General features: G+C 71.1%; 20 protein-coding genes. 9 read left to right on the forward strand and 11 right to left on the reverse strand.

Annotated features, from left to right (window positions below; translation table 11 throughout):
* The first annotated feature begins 7 nt into the window (after positions 1-7).
* Together ACR3ZA_RS02065 and ACR3ZA_RS02070 are read left to right on the forward strand one after the other, a co-directional pair.
* Positions 8-910: an alpha/beta fold hydrolase gene (locus ACR3ZA_RS02065; protein ID WP_473659660.1), complete on the forward strand. Its 903-nt coding sequence runs from the start codon at positions 8-10 to the stop codon at positions 908-910.
* Positions 911-914: 4 nt separating this feature from the next.
* Positions 915-2006 (forward strand): glycosyltransferase, encoded by a 1092-nt coding sequence (locus ACR3ZA_RS02070; protein ID WP_473659663.1) that lies wholly within the window; start codon positions 915-917, stop codon positions 2004-2006.
* Here the strand turns inward: ACR3ZA_RS02070 and ACR3ZA_RS02075 are convergent.
* From ACR3ZA_RS02075 to ACR3ZA_RS02085, 3 genes are read right to left on the reverse strand one after another with little or no spacing between them, the layout of a single operon-like run.
* The gene (locus ACR3ZA_RS02075; RefSeq protein WP_473659665.1) at positions 1975-2436 is read right to left on the reverse strand and encodes a YbaK/EbsC family protein; all 462 of its coding nucleotides are present in this window, start codon (positions 2434-2436) and stop codon (positions 1975-1977) included. The genes ACR3ZA_RS02070 and ACR3ZA_RS02075 overlap by 32 nt on opposite strands.
* The gene (locus ACR3ZA_RS02080) at positions 2433-3068 is read right to left on the reverse strand and encodes a histidine phosphatase family protein (protein ID WP_473659668.1); all 636 of its coding nucleotides are present in this window, start codon (positions 3066-3068) and stop codon (positions 2433-2435) included. The genes ACR3ZA_RS02075 and ACR3ZA_RS02080 overlap by 4 nt, the downstream gene beginning before the upstream one ends.
* 36 nt (positions 3069-3104) lie before the next feature.
* Complete coding sequence (locus ACR3ZA_RS02085) at positions 3105-3962, reverse strand: Sir2 family NAD-dependent protein deacetylase (RefSeq protein ID WP_473662261.1); 858 nt, start codon at positions 3960-3962, stop codon at positions 3105-3107.
* A 105-nt stretch (positions 3963-4067) separates the two neighbouring features.
* Here ACR3ZA_RS02085 and ACR3ZA_RS02090 point away from each other — a divergent pair, with 105 nt between their 5' ends.
* A complete protein-coding gene (locus ACR3ZA_RS02090) occupies positions 4068-4871 on the forward strand; it encodes a TrmH family RNA methyltransferase (RefSeq protein WP_473659671.1) in 804 nt (267 codons plus the stop codon).
* A 9-nt stretch (positions 4872-4880) separates the two neighbouring features.
* Positions 4881-6158 carry a D-alanyl-D-alanine carboxypeptidase family protein gene (locus ACR3ZA_RS02095; RefSeq protein ID WP_473659672.1) on the forward strand — a complete coding sequence of 426 codons (1278 nt, stop codon included), beginning with the start codon at positions 4881-4883 and terminating at the stop codon, positions 6156-6158.
* 7 nt (positions 6159-6165) lie between these two features.
* Here the strand turns inward: ACR3ZA_RS02095 and ACR3ZA_RS02100 are convergent, their stop codons facing one another.
* Positions 6166-6945: a GDSL-type esterase/lipase family protein gene (locus ACR3ZA_RS02100; protein WP_473659675.1), complete on the reverse strand. Its 780-nt coding sequence runs from the start codon at positions 6943-6945 to the stop codon at positions 6166-6168.
* Between the two features lie 205 nt (positions 6946-7150).
* Here ACR3ZA_RS02100 and ACR3ZA_RS02105 point away from each other — a divergent pair, with 205 nt between their 5' ends.
* The 3 genes from ACR3ZA_RS02105 (at position 7151) to ACR3ZA_RS02115 (ending at position 10758) form a co-directional block, all read left to right on the forward strand.
* Positions 7151-7417 carry a GlsB/YeaQ/YmgE family stress response membrane protein gene (locus ACR3ZA_RS02105; RefSeq protein ID WP_473659677.1) on the forward strand — a complete coding sequence of 89 codons (267 nt, stop codon included), beginning with the start codon at positions 7151-7153 and terminating at the stop codon, positions 7415-7417.
* A gap of 209 nt (positions 7418-7626) precedes the next feature.
* The gene (gene dinB / locus ACR3ZA_RS02110) at positions 7627-8865 is read left to right on the forward strand and encodes a DNA polymerase IV (protein ID WP_473659679.1); all 1239 of its coding nucleotides are present in this window, start codon (positions 7627-7629) and stop codon (positions 8863-8865) included.
* A gap of 120 nt (positions 8866-8985) precedes the next feature.
* On the forward strand, positions 8986-10758 hold the full coding sequence (locus ACR3ZA_RS02115; protein WP_473662262.1) for a DEAD/DEAH box helicase family protein: 1773 nt from the start codon (positions 8986-8988) through the stop codon (positions 10756-10758).
* Here ACR3ZA_RS02115 and ACR3ZA_RS02120 read toward each other — a convergent pair.
* On the reverse strand, positions 10742-11569 hold the full coding sequence (locus ACR3ZA_RS02120) for a Cof-type HAD-IIB family hydrolase (RefSeq protein ID WP_473659681.1): 828 nt from the start codon (positions 11567-11569) through the stop codon (positions 10742-10744). The two genes, ACR3ZA_RS02115 and ACR3ZA_RS02120, sit on opposite strands and share 17 nt — an antisense overlap.
* 38 nt (positions 11570-11607) lie before the next feature.
* Between ACR3ZA_RS02120 and ACR3ZA_RS02125 the strand changes: the two genes are divergently transcribed.
* Complete coding sequence (locus ACR3ZA_RS02125; protein ID WP_473659684.1) at positions 11608-12537, forward strand: oxygenase MpaB family protein; 930 nt, start codon at positions 11608-11610, stop codon at positions 12535-12537.
* A gap of 184 nt (positions 12538-12721) precedes the next feature.
* On the opposite strand, the gene ACR3ZA_RS02130 is transcribed toward ACR3ZA_RS02125, so the two are convergent.
* On the reverse strand, positions 12722-16258 hold the full coding sequence (locus tag ACR3ZA_RS02130) for an error-prone DNA polymerase (RefSeq protein ID WP_473659687.1): 3537 nt from the start codon (positions 16256-16258) through the stop codon (positions 12722-12724).
* A gap of 44 nt (positions 16259-16302) precedes the next feature.
* Between ACR3ZA_RS02130 and ACR3ZA_RS02135 the strand changes: the two genes are divergently transcribed.
* Positions 16303-16905, forward strand: coding sequence for a GNAT family N-acetyltransferase (locus ACR3ZA_RS02135; protein ID WP_473659689.1), 603 nt, complete (start codon positions 16303-16305; stop codon positions 16903-16905).
* A 7-nt stretch (positions 16906-16912) separates the two neighbouring features.
* On the opposite strand, the gene ACR3ZA_RS02140 is transcribed toward ACR3ZA_RS02135, so the two are convergent.
* The 5 genes from ACR3ZA_RS02140 to ACR3ZA_RS02160 form a co-directional block, all read right to left on the reverse strand.
* Positions 16913-18469, reverse strand: coding sequence for a Y-family DNA polymerase (locus ACR3ZA_RS02140; RefSeq protein WP_473659690.1), 1557 nt, complete (start codon positions 18467-18469; stop codon positions 16913-16915).
* Between the two features lie 71 nt (positions 18470-18540).
* Positions 18541-19287 (reverse strand): hypothetical protein, encoded by a 747-nt coding sequence (locus ACR3ZA_RS02145; protein WP_473659692.1) that lies wholly within the window; start codon positions 19285-19287, stop codon positions 18541-18543.
* 56 nt (positions 19288-19343) lie between these two features.
* Positions 19344-19913 (reverse strand): YdeI/OmpD-associated family protein, encoded by a 570-nt coding sequence (locus tag ACR3ZA_RS02150; protein ID WP_473659694.1) that lies wholly within the window; start codon positions 19911-19913, stop codon positions 19344-19346.
* Positions 19910-20212, reverse strand: a complete 303-nt coding sequence (locus ACR3ZA_RS02155; protein ID WP_473659697.1) for a DUF1905 domain-containing protein — start codon at positions 20210-20212, stop codon at positions 19910-19912. Before ACR3ZA_RS02155 ends, ACR3ZA_RS02150 begins: the two co-directional genes overlap by 4 nt.
* Positions 20213-20270: 58 nt before the next feature.
* A complete protein-coding gene (locus ACR3ZA_RS02160) occupies positions 20271-20897 on the reverse strand; it encodes a DUF1294 domain-containing protein (RefSeq protein ID WP_473659698.1) in 627 nt (208 codons plus the stop codon).
* Between the last annotated feature and the right edge of the window lie 18 nt (positions 20898-20915).

A 20915-nucleotide genomic window follows, 5' to 3' on the forward strand; every position in this document is an offset into this window, starting at 1 on the left:
GGGAACGATGACTGTTCCCGCCCCCCACGCCGACGAGCTGGCCAGGATTCCGGTCCGCGAGAACACCGTTCAGGTGCTGGGAAGCGCGACCCGCTACTGGGAGTACGGTCCCGCGGATGCCCGCGACACCATCGTGATCTGCCACGGCTACCGCGGCGACCACCACGGTCTCGAACCGGTCATCGCGCTGCTGCCGGAGGTCCGGGTGATCGGACCGGATCTGCCGGGCTTCGGCGCCTCGACCCCGATGACCGAGCGCCCGCACGACATCGCCGGCTACGGCGACTGGTACGCCGGATTCCTGGACGCGCTGGAGCTGCGCGGTCGCGCAATCGTGCTCGGGCACTCGTTCGGCTCGATGGTGACCAGTCACGCGGTGGCGGCCGGGCTGGAGACGCCCGCGCTGATCCTCGTGAACCCGATCTCGAGCGATCCGCTCACCGGGGCCGGCGTCGGCATCACCCGGCTGACGAAGTTCTACTACGACGTCGCCCGCAAGCTTCCCGAACGGCTCGGGCGGGCGCTGCTCGGCAGTTGGCTGGTCGTGCAGTTCATGAGCATGTCGCTGGTGACGACGCCGGATCGCCGGCTGCGCCGCTGGATCCACGAGGAGCACCACCGCTACTTCAGCGGCTTCTCCGACCCTGCCACGGTCGCCGAGGCCTTCGACGCCTCCCTCAGCACCCAGGTGGGCCATGCTGCGCCGAAGGTCGCCGTCCCGACACTCATGATCGCCGGGGGAGTGGACCGCATCACTCCGGTCGACGGCCAGCGTGAGACGGTGCAGAAGTTCCCGGATGCGCGCCTGATCGTGCTCCCCGAGGTGGGGCACCTGATCCACTACGAGGCGCGCCACGAGGCGGCCGCGGCGATCCGAGAGTTCCTGGCCGAGCAGCACGACCGGGCCTGAACAGATGAAGCTCGTCATCGACTGCCGCTACACGCGGCTCGGCCACCACGACGGCATCAGCCGCTACGCGGCGCGGGTGACCGAGGCGGTCGCTCGCCGGCACCCGGTGACGATGCTGATCAGCGATGAACGGCAACTGGAGATGCTGCCGGATCTGCCCTGGGTGAAGATCTCCTCGCCGACGAGCGTGCGCGAGCTGTTCGTCGCGCGCCAGGTGAACCGGCTGAGCCCGGACGTCGTGTTCACCCCGATGCAGACCATGGGGTCGTGGGGGCGTCGCTACGGACTCGTGCTCACGCTCCACGACCTGATCTACTACCGGAACCGGACCCCTCCGCGCGACCTGCCCGCGGTGATCCGGCTGCTCTGGCGGCTCTACCACCTGGCCTGGTGGCCGCAGCGTCTACTGCTGAACCGCGCCGATGAGGTGGCCACCGTCTCGGAGACCAGCAAGACGCTCATCGAACAGCACCGGCTCACCCGCCGCCCGATCACCGTGGTGCGCAACGCCGCCGACCCGGCGCCCGCGACGCCGCGCTCGGCCCCGAGCGGCGACGCCGACCGCGAACTCGTCTACATGGGCTCATTCATGCCCTACAAGAACGTGGAGACGCTGGCGCGCGCGCTGCACGAGCTCCCGGACCACCGCCTGCACCTGATGAGCCGCATCGGCGATGCCGACCGGGCCCGGTTGACGCAACTCGCCCCCGAGGGCGCGCTCGTCTTCCACAACGGGGCGAGCGACCAGGAATATCAGGCGGTGCTCTCGCGCGCGACGGCGCTGCTCAGCACCTCACTGGATGAGGGCTTCGGGATTCCGCTTGTCGAGGCGATGTCGCTCGGCACCCCGGTCGTCGTCAGCGACATCCCGATCTTCCGCGAGATCGGCGGCGAGGCCGCGCGCTTCGTGCCGCCGAGGGATGCCTCCGCCGTCGCCGCGGCGGTGCGCGAGCTCGCCGACGCCGACGCCTGGGCGCGCGCGTCGAGCGCCTCCCGCGCGCAGGCCGCGAACTTCGACTGGGACCGCAGCGCGGCCGAGCTGCTCGAACTCGTCGAACGGGTCGTCAGTCGACGCGCAGCACCTGGGCGGCGCTGAGCTCCACCAGACGCGCCGGTGCGATCGGGAACACCGAGTTGGCGCTCCCGGCAGCCGCCCACAGCTCCTCCAGCTCCAGGAGCCCCTCGTCGACCAGGGTGCGGATCGGCTCCGGATGCCCGAGCGGCGGAACCCCGCCGATGCTGTAGCCGGTCGCCGACTTCACGAGCGCCGCATCCGCCTTGCCGATCTCCGCGCCGATGCGCGCGCCGAGCGCCGCGGTGTCGATGCGCCGCGGACCCGAGACCAGCACGAGCAGCGGCTCCCCGTCCGCGACGAAGACGAGGCTCTTCACGATGGCGGCCACCTCGCAGCCGATCGCGGCGGCTGCCTCCGCCGCCGTGTGCGTGCTCTCGTCGAAGAACCGCACCTCGGGGTCGAGGCCGTGCGGCGCGACCGCGGCAATGAAGCGTTCGGTGGCGGCGTTCATGTGAGCTCCCGGTCCCGCGCCTCGACGGCGTTCTGCACACTCAGGGCACCGGTGTCGGCGCCGATCGACTCGTCCTCGATCGGGTCATCGAAGGCGATCAGTCGCAGCGTGCCGTCGATGACCCGGAAGCTGTGCACCGAGCCGTTGGTGATCATGCCGTGCGAGATGCCCGGCTCGGCGACCGAGAGTGCGGCACGAATGGCGCCGCCGTGGCTCACGACGACGAGCGACTGCCCGAGGCGCTGACGTGCCAGTTCGACGAGAGCCGGCACGACGCGCTCGGCGACCTCGTCCCGCGACTCCCGACCCGGCACGTGGGTGCCCTCGGGAAATCGCTCGTCGACCTCGCGGAAATTGAGGCCTTCGGCCTCGCCGTAGTTGCGCTCGATCACGCCCTCGATCAGCTCGGGACCCGGCAGCCCGAGCTCCTCCGCGATCAGGCTCGCCGTCTCCCGGGCGCGCGACAACGGGCTCGACAGCACCGCATCCCAGCGGCGCCGGGCCAGCAGCGCCCCCGTCGCGCGCGCCTGCGCCCGACCCGTCTCGTTCAGCGGAATGTCGGTGCGGCCCTGGATGCGTCGCTCGCGATTCCACTCGGTCTCGCCGTGGCGGACAAGAAACAGCTCGGTCACAGAAGGTCTCCCAGGCAGCCGGGAGGCGGATCTCGCTCAGCCCGCGAGTCGGTCCCGCAGCGCGGTGAGGATCTCGGACGTGCCCGCCTCGATCTTAAGGGTTGCGCGCGCATCGCCCTTCGTCTGACCGCGGTTGACGATGACCACCGGCAGCCGCTTCTTGACGGCCTGGTCGAGCAGGCGGATCCCCGAGTTCACCACGAGTGAGGAGCCGGCGATCAGGAAGGCATCCGACGAGCGCACCAGGGCACGTGCCTCGGTGTACTTCTCGGTCGGCACGAACTCGCCGAAGAAGACGACCTCGGGCTTCAGCACACCGCCGCACACGGTGCAATCGGGCACCACCATCTCGTCGACATGCTCGACGCTGACATCCCCATCGGGATTCAGTTCGAGCGCGCCCGGCTCGGCCAGCCACGGGTTGGCCGCGGCCATGCGGTCGGCGATGCTGCCGCGGTCGAAGCTCTGGCCGCAGGTCAGGCAGCGCACGCGGTCGAGCGCACCGTGCAGATCGACCACCCGACGCGATCCGGCGCGCAGGTGAAGCCCGTCCACGTTCTGCGTGATGAGGCCGTTGACGATGCCCCGGTTCTCGAGCTCGGCCAGCGCACGATGCCCCGCGTTCGGCGCCGCCGTGGCGAACCGCTGCCAGCCGAGGTGGCTGCCCGCCCAGTAGCGCTGGCGTGCGCGCGGATCGGCGATGAAGGTCTGGAACGTCATCGGCGAGCGCACCGGTGCGCCCGTGCCGCGGTAGTCGGGAATGCCGGAGTCGGTGCTCACACCCGCGCCGGTCAGCACCGAGATCCGTCGCCCCGCGAGCACGTCGAGCACCCGCTCGATGTCACGGTCGAGATCGCCCAGGCCTTCGGCCGCAGCGGTCGTCGCCACGGGAATCGTCGTCACGCACACCTCCTGTGCCGGTGCCCCCAGCGTACGGCCCTGAGTTTTCCGATATGTTTCCGGGGGCTGTCAGCCCGGCGAGCGGTGAAGGGATGCGACATGGAGATCATTCCCATCAGCGACTCCGGCGATGAGCGTCTGCGCGACTATCGCGACCTCACGGATGGCAAGCTGCGCCGACTGCTCGAACCGGCCGGCGGACTCTACCTGGCCGAGTCCAGCAAGGTCATCGCGAGGTCCCTCGCGGCCGGCCATCGCCCGCGATCGGTGCTGCTGCAGGAGAAGTGGCTGCCCGACATCGAGCCGCTACTGGCGGGCCACGACGTGCCCGTGTATCTCGCCGAGCCCGGCGTGCTCGAAGAGCTCACCGGCTTCGCGATGCATCGCGGAGCCCTCGCCTCGTTCCACCGTCCGGCCCCGCTCGACATTCCGACGCTGCTGGCCTCCGCGCGGCGCGTCGTCGTGCTCGAGGACATCGTCGACCACACCAACGTCGGCGCGGTGTTCCGCGCGGTCGCGGGTCTCGGCGCCGACGCGGTGCTGATCAGCCCCGGATGCGCGGATCCGCTCTACCGCCGCTCGGTGCGCGTCAGCATGGGCACCGTCCTCCAGGTGCCCTGGGCGCGGCTCGACGCCTGGCCCGGGGGACTCGACCAGCTCCGGGCGGCTGGCTTCACCGTCGCGGCGCTCGCGCTCGACGACCAGGCGGTCGGACTCGACGAGTTCGCCGCGCATCCGCCCGAGCGCGTCGCCATCCTGCTGGGCACCGAAGGGGACGGGCTCAGCCGACGCGCGCTGAGCACGGCCGATGTCACCGTGACGATTCCGATGTCCGGGGGCGTGGATTCGCTCAACGTCGCCGCCGCCTCCGCGGTGGCGCTCTGGGCGTTGCGGGTCGCTTAGCATTGCCGGGTGAGCCGGACCGCGACGACTCCGCGACAGCGGCACTCCCGTGCGGTGTACGTCCGTCGGCGTCTCGCGGCGGCGGTCATCGCGCTCGCCACCCTGGCCGTCGGGTTCTACGTGCCGATGACGCTGCTGGCGCCGCTCCCGGCGATCGCTGCCGAGACCGCGGTGCCCGCCACTGTGACGATCGACGCGCCCGAGCTGGACTGGCCGAACTACGGCGCCAGCGCCCTCGGCGTCGTCGAGCTGCCGGAGGTGCGCGCGCAGGACGGCTCCGAGCGGGCGCTGCCGCTGGCGAGCATCACGAAGGTCGTCACGGCACTGACCGTGCTGCACGCCCATCCGCTGTCGCTCGGAGATGACGGGCCCACGATCACGATGAGCTCGACCGACGTGAGCTACTACTCGCAGCAGCTCGCCATGAATGGCAGCGTCACGGCCGTGGCGGCGGGGGAGAGGTACACCCAGCGCGATCTGCTCGAACTCACCCTCATCAAGTCGGCGAACAACTTCGCGACCAGCCTCGCCGTGTGGGCCTTCGGCTCGGAGGACGCCTTCCGCACGGCCGCCGCGGCCTGGCTCGCCGAGCACGGCCTCGACTCGATCACGATCGTCGAGCCGACGGGGATCGACGACGCGAACGTCGGCACGGTCTCGGATCTGATCGAACTCGGTCGCCTGGCGCTGGCCGATCCGCTCGTGGCCGACATCGTCGGCAGCGCGAGTGAGACGGTGAGCAACCGCGGCACGATCGAGAACACGAACGCGCTCCTCGGCACCGACGGCGTCGACGGGATCAAGACCGGAACGCTGTACTCATTCGGCGCGAATCTCCTGTTCTCGGCCGAACGCGAGATCGAGGGACGCGTCGAGCCGGTCACCGTGATCGGTGTGATCCTCGGGGCGCCCGATCACGACGTGCTCAATGGCGATGTCGAGGATCTCCTCGACAGCGCCTTCGCGAACCTCGCCGCGATCACCCTGATCGAGCCGGGCGTCGAGCTGGGCTCGTTCGCCACGCTGTGGGAGGCCGACACCACGATTGTCACCACCGAGACGGCAGAGGCGCTCGTCTGGGGCGACGCGGTCTTCACGGCACGCATCGAGACCGACGAGGTGACGCTCGTCGAGGCGGGCGAACGCGTCGGCACGCTCGTGTTCGAGGGCACTGGCGACAGCGTCGAGGCGGCGCTGCGCGTGGAGCTCGAGACGACCGCCGCGCTGGGCGATCCGGGGCCGTGGTGGCGGCTCACGCACCCGGGCCTGATCACGGGGAACCCGTAGCCGGGGCTCAGCCCTCGCTGACGCGCCCCGCGGTCGGCCGTTTCGGCTCGATGAAGTCGCCGGAGGACTGGTGCCGAATCCGGCGCAGAATCCACGGCGCCAGGTGCTCGCGCGCCCAGCCGATGTCGTCGATGCGCGCCTGCCGCCAGGACTGCGGCGGCAGCGGCTCGGCCGCGAAGGGCTCGAGGCTGTTCTCCACGTTGAGGGCGGCCAGCACCATGCGCGCGATCGTCTGGTGGCCGATGGGGGAGAAGTGCAGGCGGTCCGGTGCCCACATGCGCGGGTCGGTGAGCTCGCGCAGCGACCACATGTCGGCCACAACGCAGTCATGCTTCTGCGCGATGGTGCGCAGGTTCTCGTTGTAGATCGCGACCTTGCCCCGGATGCGTCCGAGCACCGGCGTGCCGCCGATATCGGGACCGTTGAACAGCACCACCGTGGCGCGATCGCGGCGCAGTCGCGCGATGCCGCCTTCGATGCGAGCGGCGACGTCATCCGGGTCGGTGCGCGGGCGGATGATGTCGTTGCCGCCCGCCGAGATCGTGATCAGGTCGGGTCGCAGCTCGAGGGCCGCATCCACCTGCTCGTCGAGGATCTGCTGCAGCACCCGGCCGCGGATGGCGAGGTTGGCGTAGGCGAAGTCTTCGGTCTGCTCAGCGAGAACCTCGGCGACGCGGTCGGCCCAGCCCCGGTGGCCGCCCGGGCTGCGCTCCTCCGGATCGCCGATGCCCTCGGTGAAGGAGTCGCCGATGGCGACATAGCGAGACCACGGGTGTTGAACGCTCATGTCATTAGCGTGCCCGCGGGACGTGCTTTCGGCAAGCGGACCCGCGGACGCGCCGTACACCCTCTCACCCCGCACTCCAATAACGCTCAGGAACGGCACAGAAAACGGTCAGCAGATTCCGGCTTGACCCTCGTTCGGGGGTCACGCATCGTGGAGTGGTCACTTCGAGACCCGGAGTGATTCCTCTATCGACTGGGAGGTTGACATGGGGTTCTTGGGATTCCTGTTGCTCGGGCTGATCGCCGGAGCCATCGCGAAGCTCATTCTGCCGGGACGGCAAGCGGGCGGTTGGCTCGCGACGCTGTTGCTCGGCGTTGTGGGGGCACTGCTCGGCGGCTGGCTGGGCGGACTCATCTTCGGAGAGGGGCTGGAAGAGTTCTTCTCGATCCAGACCTGGCTTCTCGCCATCGGCGGCTCGATCATCGTGCTGCTGATCTGGGGGCTCGTGACGCGAGGTTCGCGTCGCGCCTGACCATCACCCGCGGGGCTGGCAACGTCTTGCCGCTCACGCCCCGCACTGCTTGACTGAGGGCGGCTCCACTTCGGAGCCGCCCTCAGTTCTGCGCGGAGCACGTCCACGCGGACGCTCCGAGTCTTCCGTGGCCGGGGCCTCGACAGCGTCGTCGGGGCCCCTTTCGTCGCGGCCGCACCGCTGTCGGCGGGCGGTGGCAGGATAGCCGGGTGAGCAAGCAGGATGGGCGCAACCGGCTGGTCAGCGACGCGCCCGTCGACGATGAGACAGCGACGATCCTGCACGTCGACCTGGATGCGTTCTACGCCTCGGTCGAACTGCTCGAACGTCCCGAGCTCGTCGGCAGGCCGGTGATCGTCGGGCACGCCAGCGCGCGCTCGGTGGTGACCGCCGCCAACTACGAGGCGCGCCAGTTCGGGGTCAACTCCGCGATGTCGATGGCGCTCGCGCGGCAGCGCTGCCCACAGGCGATCGTGCTGGAGCCGCACTTCGAGCGCTACCAGCACTACTCGGCGCTGTTCATGGCGGCGCTCGGCGAGATCTCGCCGCTCGTCGAACCGCTCGGCATCGACGAGGCGTTCGTCGACATCTCCGGCGCGCGCCGGCTGTTCGGCACCCCGTGGCAGATCGCAGCCCGACTGCGCGCTGCGGTGTTCGAGGCGACCGGGCTGAACGCTTCTGTCGGTGCCGCCGCGACGAAGTACGTGGCGAAGCTCGCCTCGGGCCGCGCGAAGCCGAACGGCCAGCTCATCGTCCCGGCCGCCGACACTCTCGCCTTTCTTCACCCGCAGCCGATCTCGGCGCTGTGGGGCGTCGGCGCCAAGACGGAGGAGCAGCTCAGGCGGCTCGGACTGCGCACGATCGGCGACCTCGCCGAACTGCCGATCGACACGCTCCGGCACAGCATCGGCGACGTCGGCGCGACACGCCTTCAAGAGCTCGCCTGGGGTCGCGACCCGCGCGTGGTCGCGCCGGGCAGGGAAGAGAAGTCCGTCGGCCACGAGACGACGTTCGAGACCGACGTGCTCGAGCGCGACGTGATCCACCGCACCCTGCTGCAGCTCGCCGACAGCGTCGGCATTCGCCTGCGTCGCGCCGGGGTCCGCGCTCGCACGGTCAGCCTCAAGCTCCGCTTCTCCGACTTCACGACGATCACCCGCTCGCGCACGCTTGCCGACCCCACCGACGTGGGGCGTCGCCTCTCTGAGGAGGCGCGGGCGCTGTACGACGCCGCCAACCCGGAGCGGCGACCCGTGCGGCTGGTGGGGGTGCGCGCCGAGCAGCTCACCGGCGACGTCGCCCGGCTCAGCCTGTGGGACGACGACGAGGCGTGGCGCGAGGCCGAGACGACGATGGACGAGCTCAATGCGCGGTTCGGCGACGGCAGTGTGCGCTCCGCTGCCCTGTTGCGCGGCGCGCGAACGCGGCGATTCGGCCATGGCGACTGACGCCGTCGGCGGCGCGCGGTATCGTCTTTTCAAGTGAGTACTTCCGCCGAATTCGACGCCGCCTCGCGTGCGTCCGTCGACGCCGGGAGCACCTTCCGCGCCGCCGCCGCGGCCGAGCATCTGCCGCCGAGCTACCCGCAGCGCGCCCCCTGGGGCACCGCCGGTCGCCTTCGCGCCTGGCAGGAGGAGGCGCTCACCGCCTACTTCGAGACCGACGACGGTCGCGGCGACGGCAACGGCCCCCGCGACTTTCTCGTGTCGGCGACCCCCGGCGCCGGCAAGACCACGTTCGCGCTGCGACTCGCGAGCGAACTCCTGCAGCGCCACGTCGTCGACCGGGTCACGGTCGTCGCCCCCACCGAGCACCTCAAGACGCAGTGGGCCGATGCGGCGCACCGGGCCGGCATCCGTCTGGATCCGCGTTTCAGCAATCGGCACTCGCGCGAGTCGCGCCAGTACCACGGCGTCGTCGTCACCTATGCGCAGATCGCGGTGCGGGCGGGCCTGCATCGCCAGCTCACCGAGTCGGCGCGCACGCTGGTGATCCTCGACGAGATCCACCACGGCGGCGACGCGCTCAGCTGGGGTGACGCCATCCGTGAAGCCTTCGAGACGGCCGAGCGCCGCCTGTCGCTGACGGGGACGCCGTTCCGCTCCGACACGGCGCCGATCCCGTTCGTGCGCTACCTGCGCGACGAGCGCGGGGTGCGGCTGTCGCAGACCGACTTCGCCTACGGCTACGGGCGGGCTCTGCGCGACGGCGTCGTGCGACCGGTCGTGTTCCTCAGCTACGCCGGCTCGATGCGCTGGCGCACGAAGCAGGGCGAGGAGTGGGAGGCGACCCTCGGACAGGACGACACCAAGGACGTCACCTCGCAGGCCTGGCGCGCCGCGCTCGACCCGGACGGCGACTGGATGCCCGCGGTGCTCACCGCCGCCGACAAGCGCCTCAGCGAGGTGCGGCAGTCGGTGCCGGATGCGGGAGGCCTCGTGATCGCGAGCGACCAGACCACGGCCCGCGCCTACGCCACCATTCTCGAGAACCTCACCGGCGAGGCGCCCGTCGTCGTGCTCAGCGACGAGAAGGCCTCCAGCGACCGGATCTCCGAGTACTCGGCGAGCACGCACCGCTGGATGGTGGCGGTCCGCATGGTGTCGGAGGGGGTCGACGTGCCGCGACTCGCGGTTGGCGTCTACGCGACCAGCGCCTCCACGCCGCTGTTCTTCGCGCAGGCCATCGGCCGCTTCGTGCGCGCCCGGCGCCGCGGCGAGCTCGCCTCGATCTTCGTGCCAAGCGTGCCGGTGCTGCTCCGGCTGGCGAGCGAACTGGAGCGCGAGCGCGATCACGCGCTGGATCGCGAGTCCTCCGGCGACGACCTGCTCGACGACTCGCTCCTGGAACGCGCCGAGCAGGGCGACACCGCCTCGGCGGAGCTGCTCGACGAATACGAGTGGACGGCACTCGGCTCGGAGGCCACCTTCGAGAAGGTGCTCTACGACGGCGAGGAGTACGGCGCGCTCGCGCAGCCGGGCAGCGACGAGGAGTGGGACTTCATCGGGCTCCCCGGGATCCTCGAGCCCGAGCAGGTCAGCGAGCTTCTCAAGCACCGCCAGGCCCGCCAAGCGCGCCGCGCGGCCTTCCACGGGGAGGGGAGCGGCGCCAGCACGACACCGGATCCGGCTCCGCAGCCGCTGCACCGCACCATCGCCGAGCAGCGGAAGCTGCTGAACTCGCTCGTCTCGATCCGCGCCCGTGGCACCGGGCAGACCCACGCGATGGTGCACGCCGAGGTGCGGCGCGCCTGCGGCGGGCCGGAGGTCGCGCGCGCGACCGTCGCCCAGCTTCAGGCGCGCATCGACTGGATCCGCGGCCGACTCAGCGCGGGAAAGTGAACTCGCCGCGCCACTCGGTGAGGAACACCGCGGCGGCATCGTCGTGGATGAGCGAGTCATGCATCCGCACGGCGTACGGCGTCTGCGGCACCCCGTCGGCCGGGCGCACGTCGAGGTGCTCAACGTCGTAGCCGGCCTCGTGCAGCCAATCGGCCATCGCGTAGTCGCTGCGCGAATCCCCGGCGGTGCGCCAGACCTGCGGCACCCCGGAGGCCTGCAGCAGCTCGATCGCGCGGCGGGCCCCCATGTCCTTGCCGACCCGCGCATCCTCGACGTCGGTTGAGATGATCGACGGGTCGAGTCGAAGCCGGGAGTCGAGGCCCTGCTCACGCATTCGATCGGCGACAATCGCGTTGAACTCAGCCTGCGCCGCGTGGTACGTCTCGCTCGGCACCTCGACGCGCTGCTCGACGGAGATCATCGTGAGCTTCGTGTCGTCCCAGAACATCGTGTCGCTGAAACGCTGTTCGACCAGGACGCGCACGAACGCACCGAGGTCGGCGGGCACCTGCAGCTCCGGGTCGATCTGCGTCGTACCGGCCACCCCGTCGACGATCGAGAACCAGGTGGCTCCCTTCTCGCAGATCGCATGCACCGGTGAACCTGGCTTCAGGCCCGCGGCCACCATCACCTCGAGGACCACATCGCGGATGAACGCATCCGACCGCCCCGTGTTGAAGACGACCGGGTTGCCCGCGTTGGCCAGCGCAGCCAGATCACGGGCGATCGAATCGATCGCCACCGTGCGGGTGACGGGGCTGGCGATGGGGCCGTCGACGTCGAGCAGGAGTCCAAGAGCGGGGGAGGTCACCGGCCAATTCTTTCAGCCCTGCGACGTACCCTCGAACCATGACGCGCACGGGCCCCTCGACGGAGCCTCGTCGTCGCCGTGGGGCTCGGGGCCGCCTGCTGACCGTGCTCTCGGGCGATGCCGACGGCCAGCCGTCGTGGGTGCGCGAACTGCGCGACGGCGACGACGCCGGCTACTTCCCCGAGGGCGGCGCGGCGTGGACGGTGCACGGGGGCATGGGCACGCTCGTCGCGGGCATCCGCGCACTGCTCGTGCAGGCGCTCCATCCGGGCCCGATGGCGGGCGTGCACGATCACTCCCGATATCGACACGACACCGCGGGGCGACTCGTCGGCACGGTTCGCTGGGTGATCTGCCTCACCTACGGCTCGACCGAGCAGGCGACGCGCGAGGTGGCGCGGGTCGCGCGCTACCACCAACACGTCACCGGCGACTACGTCGACGGCGCTGGCCGAACAGCACCGTACTCAGCCGCGGATGCGGATCTGTCGGCGTTCGTGCATGTCGCCTTCGCCGACGCGTTCCTCTCCTGCCACGAGCAGTGGGGCGAGCCGATTCCGGGCGGCGCGGACGCGTACGTGCGCGAATGGGCGACCGCGGGTCGACTGATGGGGGTCACCGAGCCACCCGAGAGCGCGGCCGAGCTGCGGAGCGCGCTCCGGGGGTATCTCGACCGGGGTGAGCTGCGACACGATGAGCGGGTCGCGGAGGTGGTGCGCTTTCTGCGTCGACCGCCGTTCCCCGGCGCGATGGGGCTGGCCTACCGGGTGCTGTTCGCGGGCGCTGTGGCCACCATCCCGCTCGAGTTCCGGCGCCTGCTGGGGGTGCGCCGTGCCTGGTGGCCGGCGATCACGGCGACGCGGCTCGCGCTCTGGGGCGCGCGCCGAACCCTCGAGGGCGGGCAGCGCTCTCAAGACGTCGCGCGCGAGCGCCTGCGCCGCCTGGGCATCGCCCCCGCCACGTCTTGAGCAGCCGCCTGCGGGTTGAGTAGCCGCGGCAGCGGCGTATGCGGGTTGAGTAGCCGCCCATGGCGGCGTATCGAAACCGAAAGGCCCTGCGGGTTGAGTAGCCGCGGCAGCGGCGTATCGAAACCGCGGCGCGCGCACCCTGGGGTTTCGATACGCGCCTTCGACGCTACTCAACCCGCTCAGGTCAGCGGAAGTCGCGCGAGGTGTGCCGCACGCCGAGGCGCAGCGGTTCGGCGCGGTCGGCGAGCAGGTTCACCACGCCCTCCGGGGAGCGCTCGAGAATGCCGCGCACGATCAGGGCGGGCTCTTCGCGCCAGACGCGGCGATAGCGCCCCCACACGCCCATCGAGCAGACCACATTCATCACCCCGGTCTCGTCTTCGAGGTTGAGGAAGGTGATGCCGCTCGCGGTGGAGGGGCGCTGGCGGTGGGTGACGACGCCGGCGAGCTCGACGCGGCGGCCGTCCTCCGCGGTGCGCATCGCGGCCGCGGTCAGCACGCCGCGCTCGTCGAGCTCGGAACGGAAGTGGGAGAGCGGGTGGTCGTCGACCGAGAGCCCGGTCGCCCACAGGTCGGAGGCGAGGACCTCGAAGGAGCTGGGATCGGGAAACAACGGCGGCTGAACCGTCACCGCGGTGTCGGGCAGGTATTCGGCCCGATGCTGCGCCGCGCTGCCGGCGCGCCAGAGCGCGTCGCGACGGCCGATGCCGAGCGTCTCGAAGGCACCCGCGCTGGCGAGCGCCTCCAACTGGGCGGTGTTCAGCCCGGTGCGGTGCACGAGCTCCTCCATCGAGGCGAAGGGGCCGCGCTCGGTGCGCTCGGCGACGATGCGCTCGGCGAGTCTCGCGCCGATCCGGGTGACGCCAGCGAGCCCCAGCCGCACGGCGAAGCCTGCGGGTTGAGGAGCCGCCGGCGGCGGCGTATCGAAGCCGCAAGGCTCTGCGGGTTGAGTAGCCGCCGGTGGCGGCGTATCGAAGCCGCGGGGCTCGCCTTCTGGGTTTCGATACGCGCTTTCAGCGCTACTCAACCCGCTGGCGCGGTTTCGATACGCGCCTTCGGCGCTACTCAACCCGCTTGGTTCGAGGGTGGCCTGGGCGTCGGAGAGCTGCACGTCGGGGCGGCGCACCTCGACGCCGTGGCGGCGGGCATCCGCCACCAGGGTCGCGGGGGAGTAGAAGCCCATCGGCTGGGCGCGCAGCAGCCCGGCGAGGAACGCCGCCGGGTAGCGCAGCTTCACCCACGAGCTCGCGTAGACGAGCAGCGCGAAGCTCAGCGAATGGCTCTCGGCGAAGCCGAAGTTGGCGAACGCCTGGATCTGCCGGTAGATCGTGTCGGAGTCCTCTTGGCTCAGCCCGTTGCGCGCCATGCCCGCGTAGAGCTTCTCGCGCAGGCTGTCGATGCGCTCCAGCCCCCGCTTCGAGCCCATCGCCCGCCGCAGCAGGTCGGCGTCTTCGCCCGTGCAGTCGCCGACCGCCATCGCCATCTGCATCAGCTGCTCCTGGAACACCGGCACCCCGAGGGTGCGCTCGAGCACCGGTTCGAGCTTCGGGTGCAGGTAGGTGATCGGCTCCTTGCCGAGCCGACGGCGCACGAACGGGTGCACCGCGCCGCCCTGGATCGGCCCCGGGCGGATCATCGCGATCTGCACCACGAGGTCGTAGAACCGGCGCGGGCGAAGCCGCGGCAGCAACCCCATCTGGGCGCGCGACTCCACCTGGAACACCCCGATCGAGTCGGCGGCGCACAGCATGTCGTACACCTCGGGATCCTCTTTCGGGATGGTCGAGAGCTCCCAGTGCTCGCCCGTCGACCCGCGAATCAGGTCGAAGGAGTGCTGCAGCGCCGACAGCATCCCGAGGCCCAGCAGATCGAACTTGACCAGGCCCATCCAGGCGCAGTCGTCTTTGTCCCACTGCACGACGGTGCGCTTCTCCATGCGGGCGTGCTCGATCGGCACCACCTCGCCGACCGGCCGATCGGTGAGCACCATGCCGCCGGAGTGGATGCCGAGGTGCCGCGGCGCCTTCAGCAGCTCGGTGGCGAGCTCGACGACCCGCTCCGGGATCGTGTCCCCGCTCGACCCGACCTGACGGCCGGGACGGCCGTCAGCGCTGGCGTCGCGGCGGAGGCCAGCAATGGCCTCCGCTCTGAGCTCCAGCGCGCCACCCTCCACCTGCTTGCTCCAGGCGTCCTGCTGCCCGGTGGAGTAGCCGAGCGCCTTCGCCATGTCGCGCATGGCGTTCTTGGGCCGGTACTGGATCACGTTCGCCACCTGCGCGGCGTTGCGCCGCCCGTACTTCTCGAACACCCACTGGATGACCTCCTCACGGCGATCGGAGTCGAAATCGACGTCGATGTCGGGCTCCTCGTCGCGCAGGCTCGACAGGAAGCGCTCGAACGGCAGCCGGTAGTAGATCGAGTCGACCGCGGTGATGTCGAGCAGATAGCAGACGGCTGAGTTGGCGGCGGAGCCGCGCCCCTGGCAGAGGATGCCGCGGCTGCGGGCGAAGGCGACGATGTCGTGCACGATGAGGAAGTAGCCGGGGAAGTCCTTCTTCTCGATCACCGCGAGCTCGTTCTCGATGCGCTGCCGATCCTCTTCCGATAGGTCCGGGTACTTCTGCGGCACCGCGCGCCAGACCAGTTCGCGCAGCCACGACATCGGGGTGTGCCCCTCGGGCACCTGCTGCTTCGGCAGGGCCGGTTTGGCCCGGCGCAGCGGGAACGCGAGCTCTTCCGCGAGTTCGACGCTGCGTTCGACGGCGCCGGGGTAGCGCGCGAACCGTGCCCGCATCTCGGCCCCCGAGCGCAGGTGCGCACTGCCCGCGGGGGGAAGCCAGCCGTCGAGCTCGTCGAGGCTGCGCTGCGCGCGCACGGCGGCGATCGCGGTCGCGAGCCGGCGATCCTCGGGGCGGGCGTAGTGCACGTTGCCGGTGGCCACCACCGGCAGGCCGCGCTCGGCGGCGAGGCCGGCGAGAACGTCGTTGTGGGCGCTGTCGAGCGGCAGCCCGTGGTCGATGAGCTCGACGTTCACGTTCTCGGCTCCGAACAGCGCCACCAGACGGTCGAGCTCAGCCCCGGCGGCCTCGACCTGAGCCGGGTGCGGAGCAGCCGCGGCCTGCGCTGCGTCATCTCCCAACGCCTGCCGCACCGCCCCCTTTCGGCATCCGGTGAGGATCGCCCAGTGGCCGTCGGCGGCGACGGCGAGGTCGTCGAGGTCGTAGAGGGGGCGCCCCTTCTCGGCGCCGCGCAGCTGCGCCTCGGTAATGGCGGCCGCGAGCCGGTGGTAGCCCTCGAGCCCCCGCGCCAGCACGAGCAGGTGGGTGCCCTCCGGATCGGCCTCCCCGTTCTGCGGGCCGGAGAGCCCGAGCGAGAGCTCGGCCCCGAACACCGTCGCGACCTGCGCCGTCTCGGCCGCCTCGGCGAACCGCACGATGCCGTAGAAGCCGTCGTGGTCGGTGATCGCGAGCGCGCGGAGCCCCAGCCGCTCCGCCTCCTCGAGCAGCGCCTCGGGGCTGGAGGCGCCGTCGAGGAAGCTGAAGCTGGAGTGCGCGTGCAGTTCGGCGTAGGGCACGGCGCCGTCGTCGCGCACGCGCTCCGACGGCGCGACGTAGGGCCCGCGTTTGCGTGAGAGGGGCGTGTCGAGCGCGGCGACCGGGCGCGACCCCGAGAGCGTGCGCTCGAGCTCGCTCCACTGGATCGGCGGGTTCTGCCAGCCCATCAGGGCCTCTTTCTGGTGCCCGGTGTCGCATCTAGGGTGAGGGCATGAGCACGTGGATGACGCGTGACGGCCGCCCGATCGAGGTGCGGCCCGCGCGCGGCGCCTTCGATGACTTCGCGGCGGTCGTCGGCCCGAAGACGCCCGGAACACCCGGGTGCTGGTGCATGAGCTATCGCGATGCCCGCAAGGGGCTCGACGACCGCATCGCGCACATGCAGAACGAGTGCGCCACCGAGCCGGGGCCGGGGGTACTGGCCTATATCGAGGGTGTCGTGGCGGGCTGGTGCTCGGTGGCTCCGCGCTCCAGCTACCGCAGGCTGATGAACTCGCGCACCATTCCGAACCTGCAGAAGCTGGAGATCGACGAGCGCGACCCTTGGTCGATCGTGTGCTTCGTTGTCCGGGCGGGATATCGCAAGCAGGGGGTCGCGCGGGCTCTTCTCGGCGGCGCGATAGAGCACGTTCGTGCGCACGGCGGAGGAGTGCTGGAGGGGTATCCGGTCTCGGACGAGGAGGGACGCGTCGACACGATCTCGGGCTACGTCGGCGGGACGAGCCTGTTCGAGGAGGCGGGCTTCACGCGCGTCATGCTCACGGATTCTCACCTCGCGCATCGAGACCGCTGGCTCATGCGGCGCGAGGTCTGAACGCAGTTCAGTCATAGCGGCCCGCCGCCCACCATTCCCCGGCCTCGTCGAGCTCGAGCAGCCAGGCCTCTCCGGCCGTGTCGACCGCCTGGAAGCGCTGGATGCGACGCGCGGCGGACTGATCCCACCAGCGCTCGTCGAGCGGCCACGGGCCCGCCCAGGCCGTCAGATCGCGTCGCGCGCCGGTCTGGGAGACCAGCACCGCGGGGGAGGCGCTGAGCGTGCCGCGCGCATCCACCGCGACCGGGCGGCCGCGCGCGTCTTCGACCCGCAGCGGCCGCGGCACCTCGTAGACCGTCGCCGGCGCGGGCGGCGGCACGGCGCCCGGCCACGGCCGCCGCACGTCGCGCCGCACCACCGGGCGATCGCCCCACGGCACGAAGGACTGCCGTTCGGCGGGGGAGCGCCCGCCCTCCCGGGTCGCCGTGACGACCCCCGCATGCCCGACCATGCCCTGCACGCGCGACAGCACCGAATGCACCTGCTCCTCGGGCCCCGAGCCCCACAGGCCGCGCTCGTGCGCGCCGACCGGGTCGACCGACTCCGGGGCAAGGCGCACGCGCGCGACGGGGGAGCGCAGGCCGTGGTCGCGATCCGAGCCGGTCTGCGCCTCAAGCGACCAGCGGATGCGGTCCACCACCTCGGCGGGAGCGAACGACCGCGGGTGCAGCCACACCCGTTCGCTGGTCTCGCCGTCCTCTCCGGTGAACTCGACGCGCAGCGCCGTGCAGACGAGCGTCTCGGCCAGCAGCGCCGCGACGAAGTCGTCGGCCGCCACGCGCATGCCGAAGGCCACCTGATCGATGCGCTCCAGCGGCGGCTCGAAGTCGACGACGGCGTCGAGGTCGCGCGGGGGGATGCGCGGGGTGGCGGCGCGCGCATCGCGCCCGCGGGCGAGCGCGTGCCAGCGGGCGCCGTTCTCGCCGAAGCGCGACACGACGTCGAAAGCGGTCAGCTCGGCGAAGCCGCCGAGCGTGCGGATGCCGAGGCGCGGCAGGAGGGAGACGAGCTCGGGGTCGTCGATCAGCGTGATCGGCAGCGGCGCGAGGAAGGCCGCCGCCTCGCCCGCGGGCACGATGCGGGTGCGCTCGTCGATCGGGGTGCGCCGGGCCGCCAGCTCGGCGGCGAACAGCCCATCGGCGATGCCGACCGCCGCTGGCAGCTTGAGCCCCTCGGCGATCGTCAGCAGGGTTCTCGCCGCCGCACGCTCACCGCCGTAATAGCGCGCCACCCCGCGGGCGCGCACCGCCACCAGGCCGGGACGCAGCGGATGCCAGCCCGGCACCGACTGCTCCAGCGCGGTGAGCACCGGCTCGAAGGCCCGCGCGTCGAGGGAGCGGTCGTAGGCGAGCACGTGCACGGCGGCGCAGCGCGACTGGGCCTCGCGCTGCCGCATGCCGCGCCGCACCCCCTCGGCGCGCGCCGGCTGGTTGGCGGCGAAGACCACGCCCTTGTCGATGAGGATGATCGGCTCGCTCGGGGAGAGCCGTTCGGCGCGCGCGTGGGCGACGACGGGCCAGTCGGGGCACCACAGCACGGCCATCCGGGCGTCGGTCGTGTTCATGTCGCGTTCCACAATCCAGTTTCGAACATGTGTTCGATTGTGTCAAACGCGACCGACACTCGCGATCGCGCCTACCCGACCGCGCTGACCCGGTTCGTCCGCTCGAGGCGCGGCTCGACCGCCGCGAGGTGCTGATCGGAGTCGGGAAGCCAGAGCCGCCGCGACCGGGGCCTGCCCGCCCAGGACTTCGAGCTGGAGCTCACGCTGACCTGCCGCGCCTGCAGATGCCCGAAGCCCGAACCGAGACCCGCCCAGCTGCTCGCCGTGACCGCCAGGCGTGCATCCGCCCCCGGCCAGTCGCCGATGCTCACGAGCGCCCCCTCGCGCTGCCGCAGCCGCGCCGACAGCTTGCTCGCCGCAGAGTCGCTGAGCTTCGCCGCCCCGCTCGCCCGCCGCGGCGGTCGCACGACGACCACGGTCACCACGTCGACCAGGGCCGAGACCACCGAGAGCCACTGCTCGCCCGGATGCGGCACCAGCACCACGCGCTCCAGGTCGAGCCCGAGACCGGCGGTCGCCTCGACGCCGAGGTCGGGCATGCCGACGATCGCGCACCACGCCCCGGCAGCGCTCGGCCCCTGCGCGAGACCCAGCGCGAGCGTCGTCGACCCCTCCACCGCGTAGCTGCCGCCCGCCGCGAGCGCGCCGCCGGGAAGCAGCCCCGTCAGCGCCTCGTGCGTGGGCAGCGCGCGGGAGTCCAGGCGCGTGCGCTGCATGCCCCGGATCCGCTCCTGCAGAGCGCGCACCACCTCATCGCGGTGCGGGGCGTCACTCTCGATCGGCTCCGCCCGCAGGGCGACGGCGGGGGAGGCGTGCATGCTCCCAGTCTCGAACATGTGTTCGAGTGTGTCAACGACGACCGACGTCGGTGCGCTCAGCTCTCACTCTGCGAGAGCTGCGTGACAATCTTCGCCAGACGCCGCTGTCGCACCACCTCGTTGGGCGCCGTCATGAGCGGATGCAGCACCGCGAAGCGCTCCGAGGAGTTCAGCGCCTCGAAGCGCTCCTTCGCCGCCGGCACGACCCGCAACGCCGCGATGAGGTCATCGGGAACCAGGGCCGTCGCGGCACCCGCGTACGCACGCTCCCATCGGCCGTCCGCCTTCGCGCGGTCGATTTCCCGCTGGCCGCGCTCGCGCATCCGACCCTCCGCGGTCAGCCGTGCCACGTGCTCCTGGTTGCGCTGCGACCAGAGCGAACGGGCCCGACGCGGGGTGAAACGCTGCAGGAACGTCGTCTCGTCGAAGCTGCGCTTCTGACCGTCGATCCACCCGCTGCACAGCGCCTCGTCGAGCGCCTCGTCGTAGCGGAGAGCGGTCGGCGTCATGGTGCCCTTCTTGGCGAGCATCAGCCAGACGCCGTCGGAGCTGTCTTCGTGGGTGTCGAGCCAGGCGCGCCAGGCGGCGGCATCGGCCACGATGAACGGTTCGGGTGCCGCGCTCAACTGTCGATCACCTCGAGCCGCACGGTCACCAGATCACCGGGGGAGAGGTGCTCGGCGTCGCGCACCGACTTCTTGACCGGCAGGATGTACGCCGACTCGGTCTTCGACGGGAAGATCGAGGTCGCCCACTCGGTCGCCCCGATCCGGGGACGCACCCGCACCGAGCCGAAGCCGCGCCGGGGGCCGTCCTGGAACTCGGCGATCTCGGCGCTCAGTTCGGCGGGCACGGTGACGAAGGTCCAGGATCCTTTGCCCTCGGCATCCCAGATCCACAGCTCCGATTCGAACTCGACGATCATGCCGACACTGTGCCACACACGGGCGACGACCACCGGATCGCCTCCCGGGCACCAGCCGCTATCTGGAGGTCGCCGCCGCGAGCACGACGCACACACCGACAAAGAACAGCAGGTTCGCTGTCACGGTCATCCAGAAGACGATCCGGAACGTCAGTTTCGTGCTCTTGTGGCGCAGCACCGCCTGCGCCAGCAGCGCTCCCGGCCAGCCGCCGAGCAGCGCAAGCACGTGCAGGGTCGACTCGGAGGTGCGCCACGCGCCGCGACGTGCCGCCGACTTGTCGGCCGCGTAGACGAGTGCCGTCATCACGCTCGCGGCGATGTAGACAACGGGGATCCAGGCGGGAACCGGCCACCGCGTCTCGATCAGCGCGGCGAAGCCGAGGAACGCGGCAACCAGCAGGATCGCCAGGAGCACACCGACGCCGCGTCCGGCTCGTCGGGCCCGTCGCGCCGTCGCGGGCACCCGGCGATACCGCGGCTCTACCTCGGTCGCACGATTTCGACCATCGGGAGCCAGCTCAACGCGAAAGGTCACCACGTCACCGAGGCTGGGCCGCCGAGACGTGTCGACGAACGCGTGCACGTGGGCGAAGACGTCGGGACTGCCGTCGTGGGGTCGAATGAACCCGAACCCCCGGTCGTCATCCCACCGCACGAGTTCGCCCTCGAACCGAGCCTTGCTCATCGCCACATTCGCACTCTA

This window comes from Herbiconiux sp. J20-20 (assembly GCF_057365085.1).

Coding starts and splice junctions, on each gene's coding strand:
- ACR3ZA_RS02135 (WP_473659689.1), top strand. CDS start 16,303: ATGAGCACGTGGATGACGCGTGACGGCCGCCCGATCGAGGTGCGGCCC.
- ACR3ZA_RS02160 (WP_473659698.1), bottom strand. CDS start 20,897: ATGAGCAAGGCTCGGTTCGAGGGCGAACTCGTGCGGTGGGATGACGAC.
- ACR3ZA_RS02130 (WP_473659687.1), bottom strand. CDS start 16,258: ATGGGCTGGCAGAACCCGCCGATCCAGTGGAGCGAGCTCGAGCGCACG.
- ACR3ZA_RS02105 (WP_473659677.1), top strand. CDS start 7,151: ATGGGGTTCTTGGGATTCCTGTTGCTCGGGCTGATCGCCGGAGCCATC.
- ACR3ZA_RS02075 (WP_473659665.1), bottom strand. CDS start 2,436: ATGAACGCCGCCACCGAACGCTTCATTGCCGCGGTCGCGCCGCACGGC.
- ACR3ZA_RS02125 (WP_473659684.1), top strand. CDS start 11,608: ATGACGCGCACGGGCCCCTCGACGGAGCCTCGTCGTCGCCGTGGGGCT.
- ACR3ZA_RS02155 (WP_473659697.1), bottom strand. CDS start 20,212: ATGATCGTCGAGTTCGAATCGGAGCTGTGGATCTGGGATGCCGAGGGC.
- ACR3ZA_RS02145 (WP_473659692.1), bottom strand. CDS start 19,287: ATGCACGCCTCCCCCGCCGTCGCCCTGCGGGCGGAGCCGATCGAGAGT.
- ACR3ZA_RS02070 (WP_473659663.1), top strand. CDS start 915: ATGAAGCTCGTCATCGACTGCCGCTACACGCGGCTCGGCCACCACGAC.
- ACR3ZA_RS02140 (WP_473659690.1), bottom strand. CDS start 18,469: ATGAACACGACCGACGCCCGGATGGCCGTGCTGTGGTGCCCCGACTGG.
- ACR3ZA_RS02065 (WP_473659660.1), top strand. CDS start 8: ATGACTGTTCCCGCCCCCCACGCCGACGAGCTGGCCAGGATTCCGGTC.
- ACR3ZA_RS02090 (WP_473659671.1), top strand. CDS start 4,068: ATGGAGATCATTCCCATCAGCGACTCCGGCGATGAGCGTCTGCGCGAC.
- ACR3ZA_RS02100 (WP_473659675.1), bottom strand. CDS start 6,945: ATGAGCGTTCAACACCCGTGGTCTCGCTATGTCGCCATCGGCGACTCC.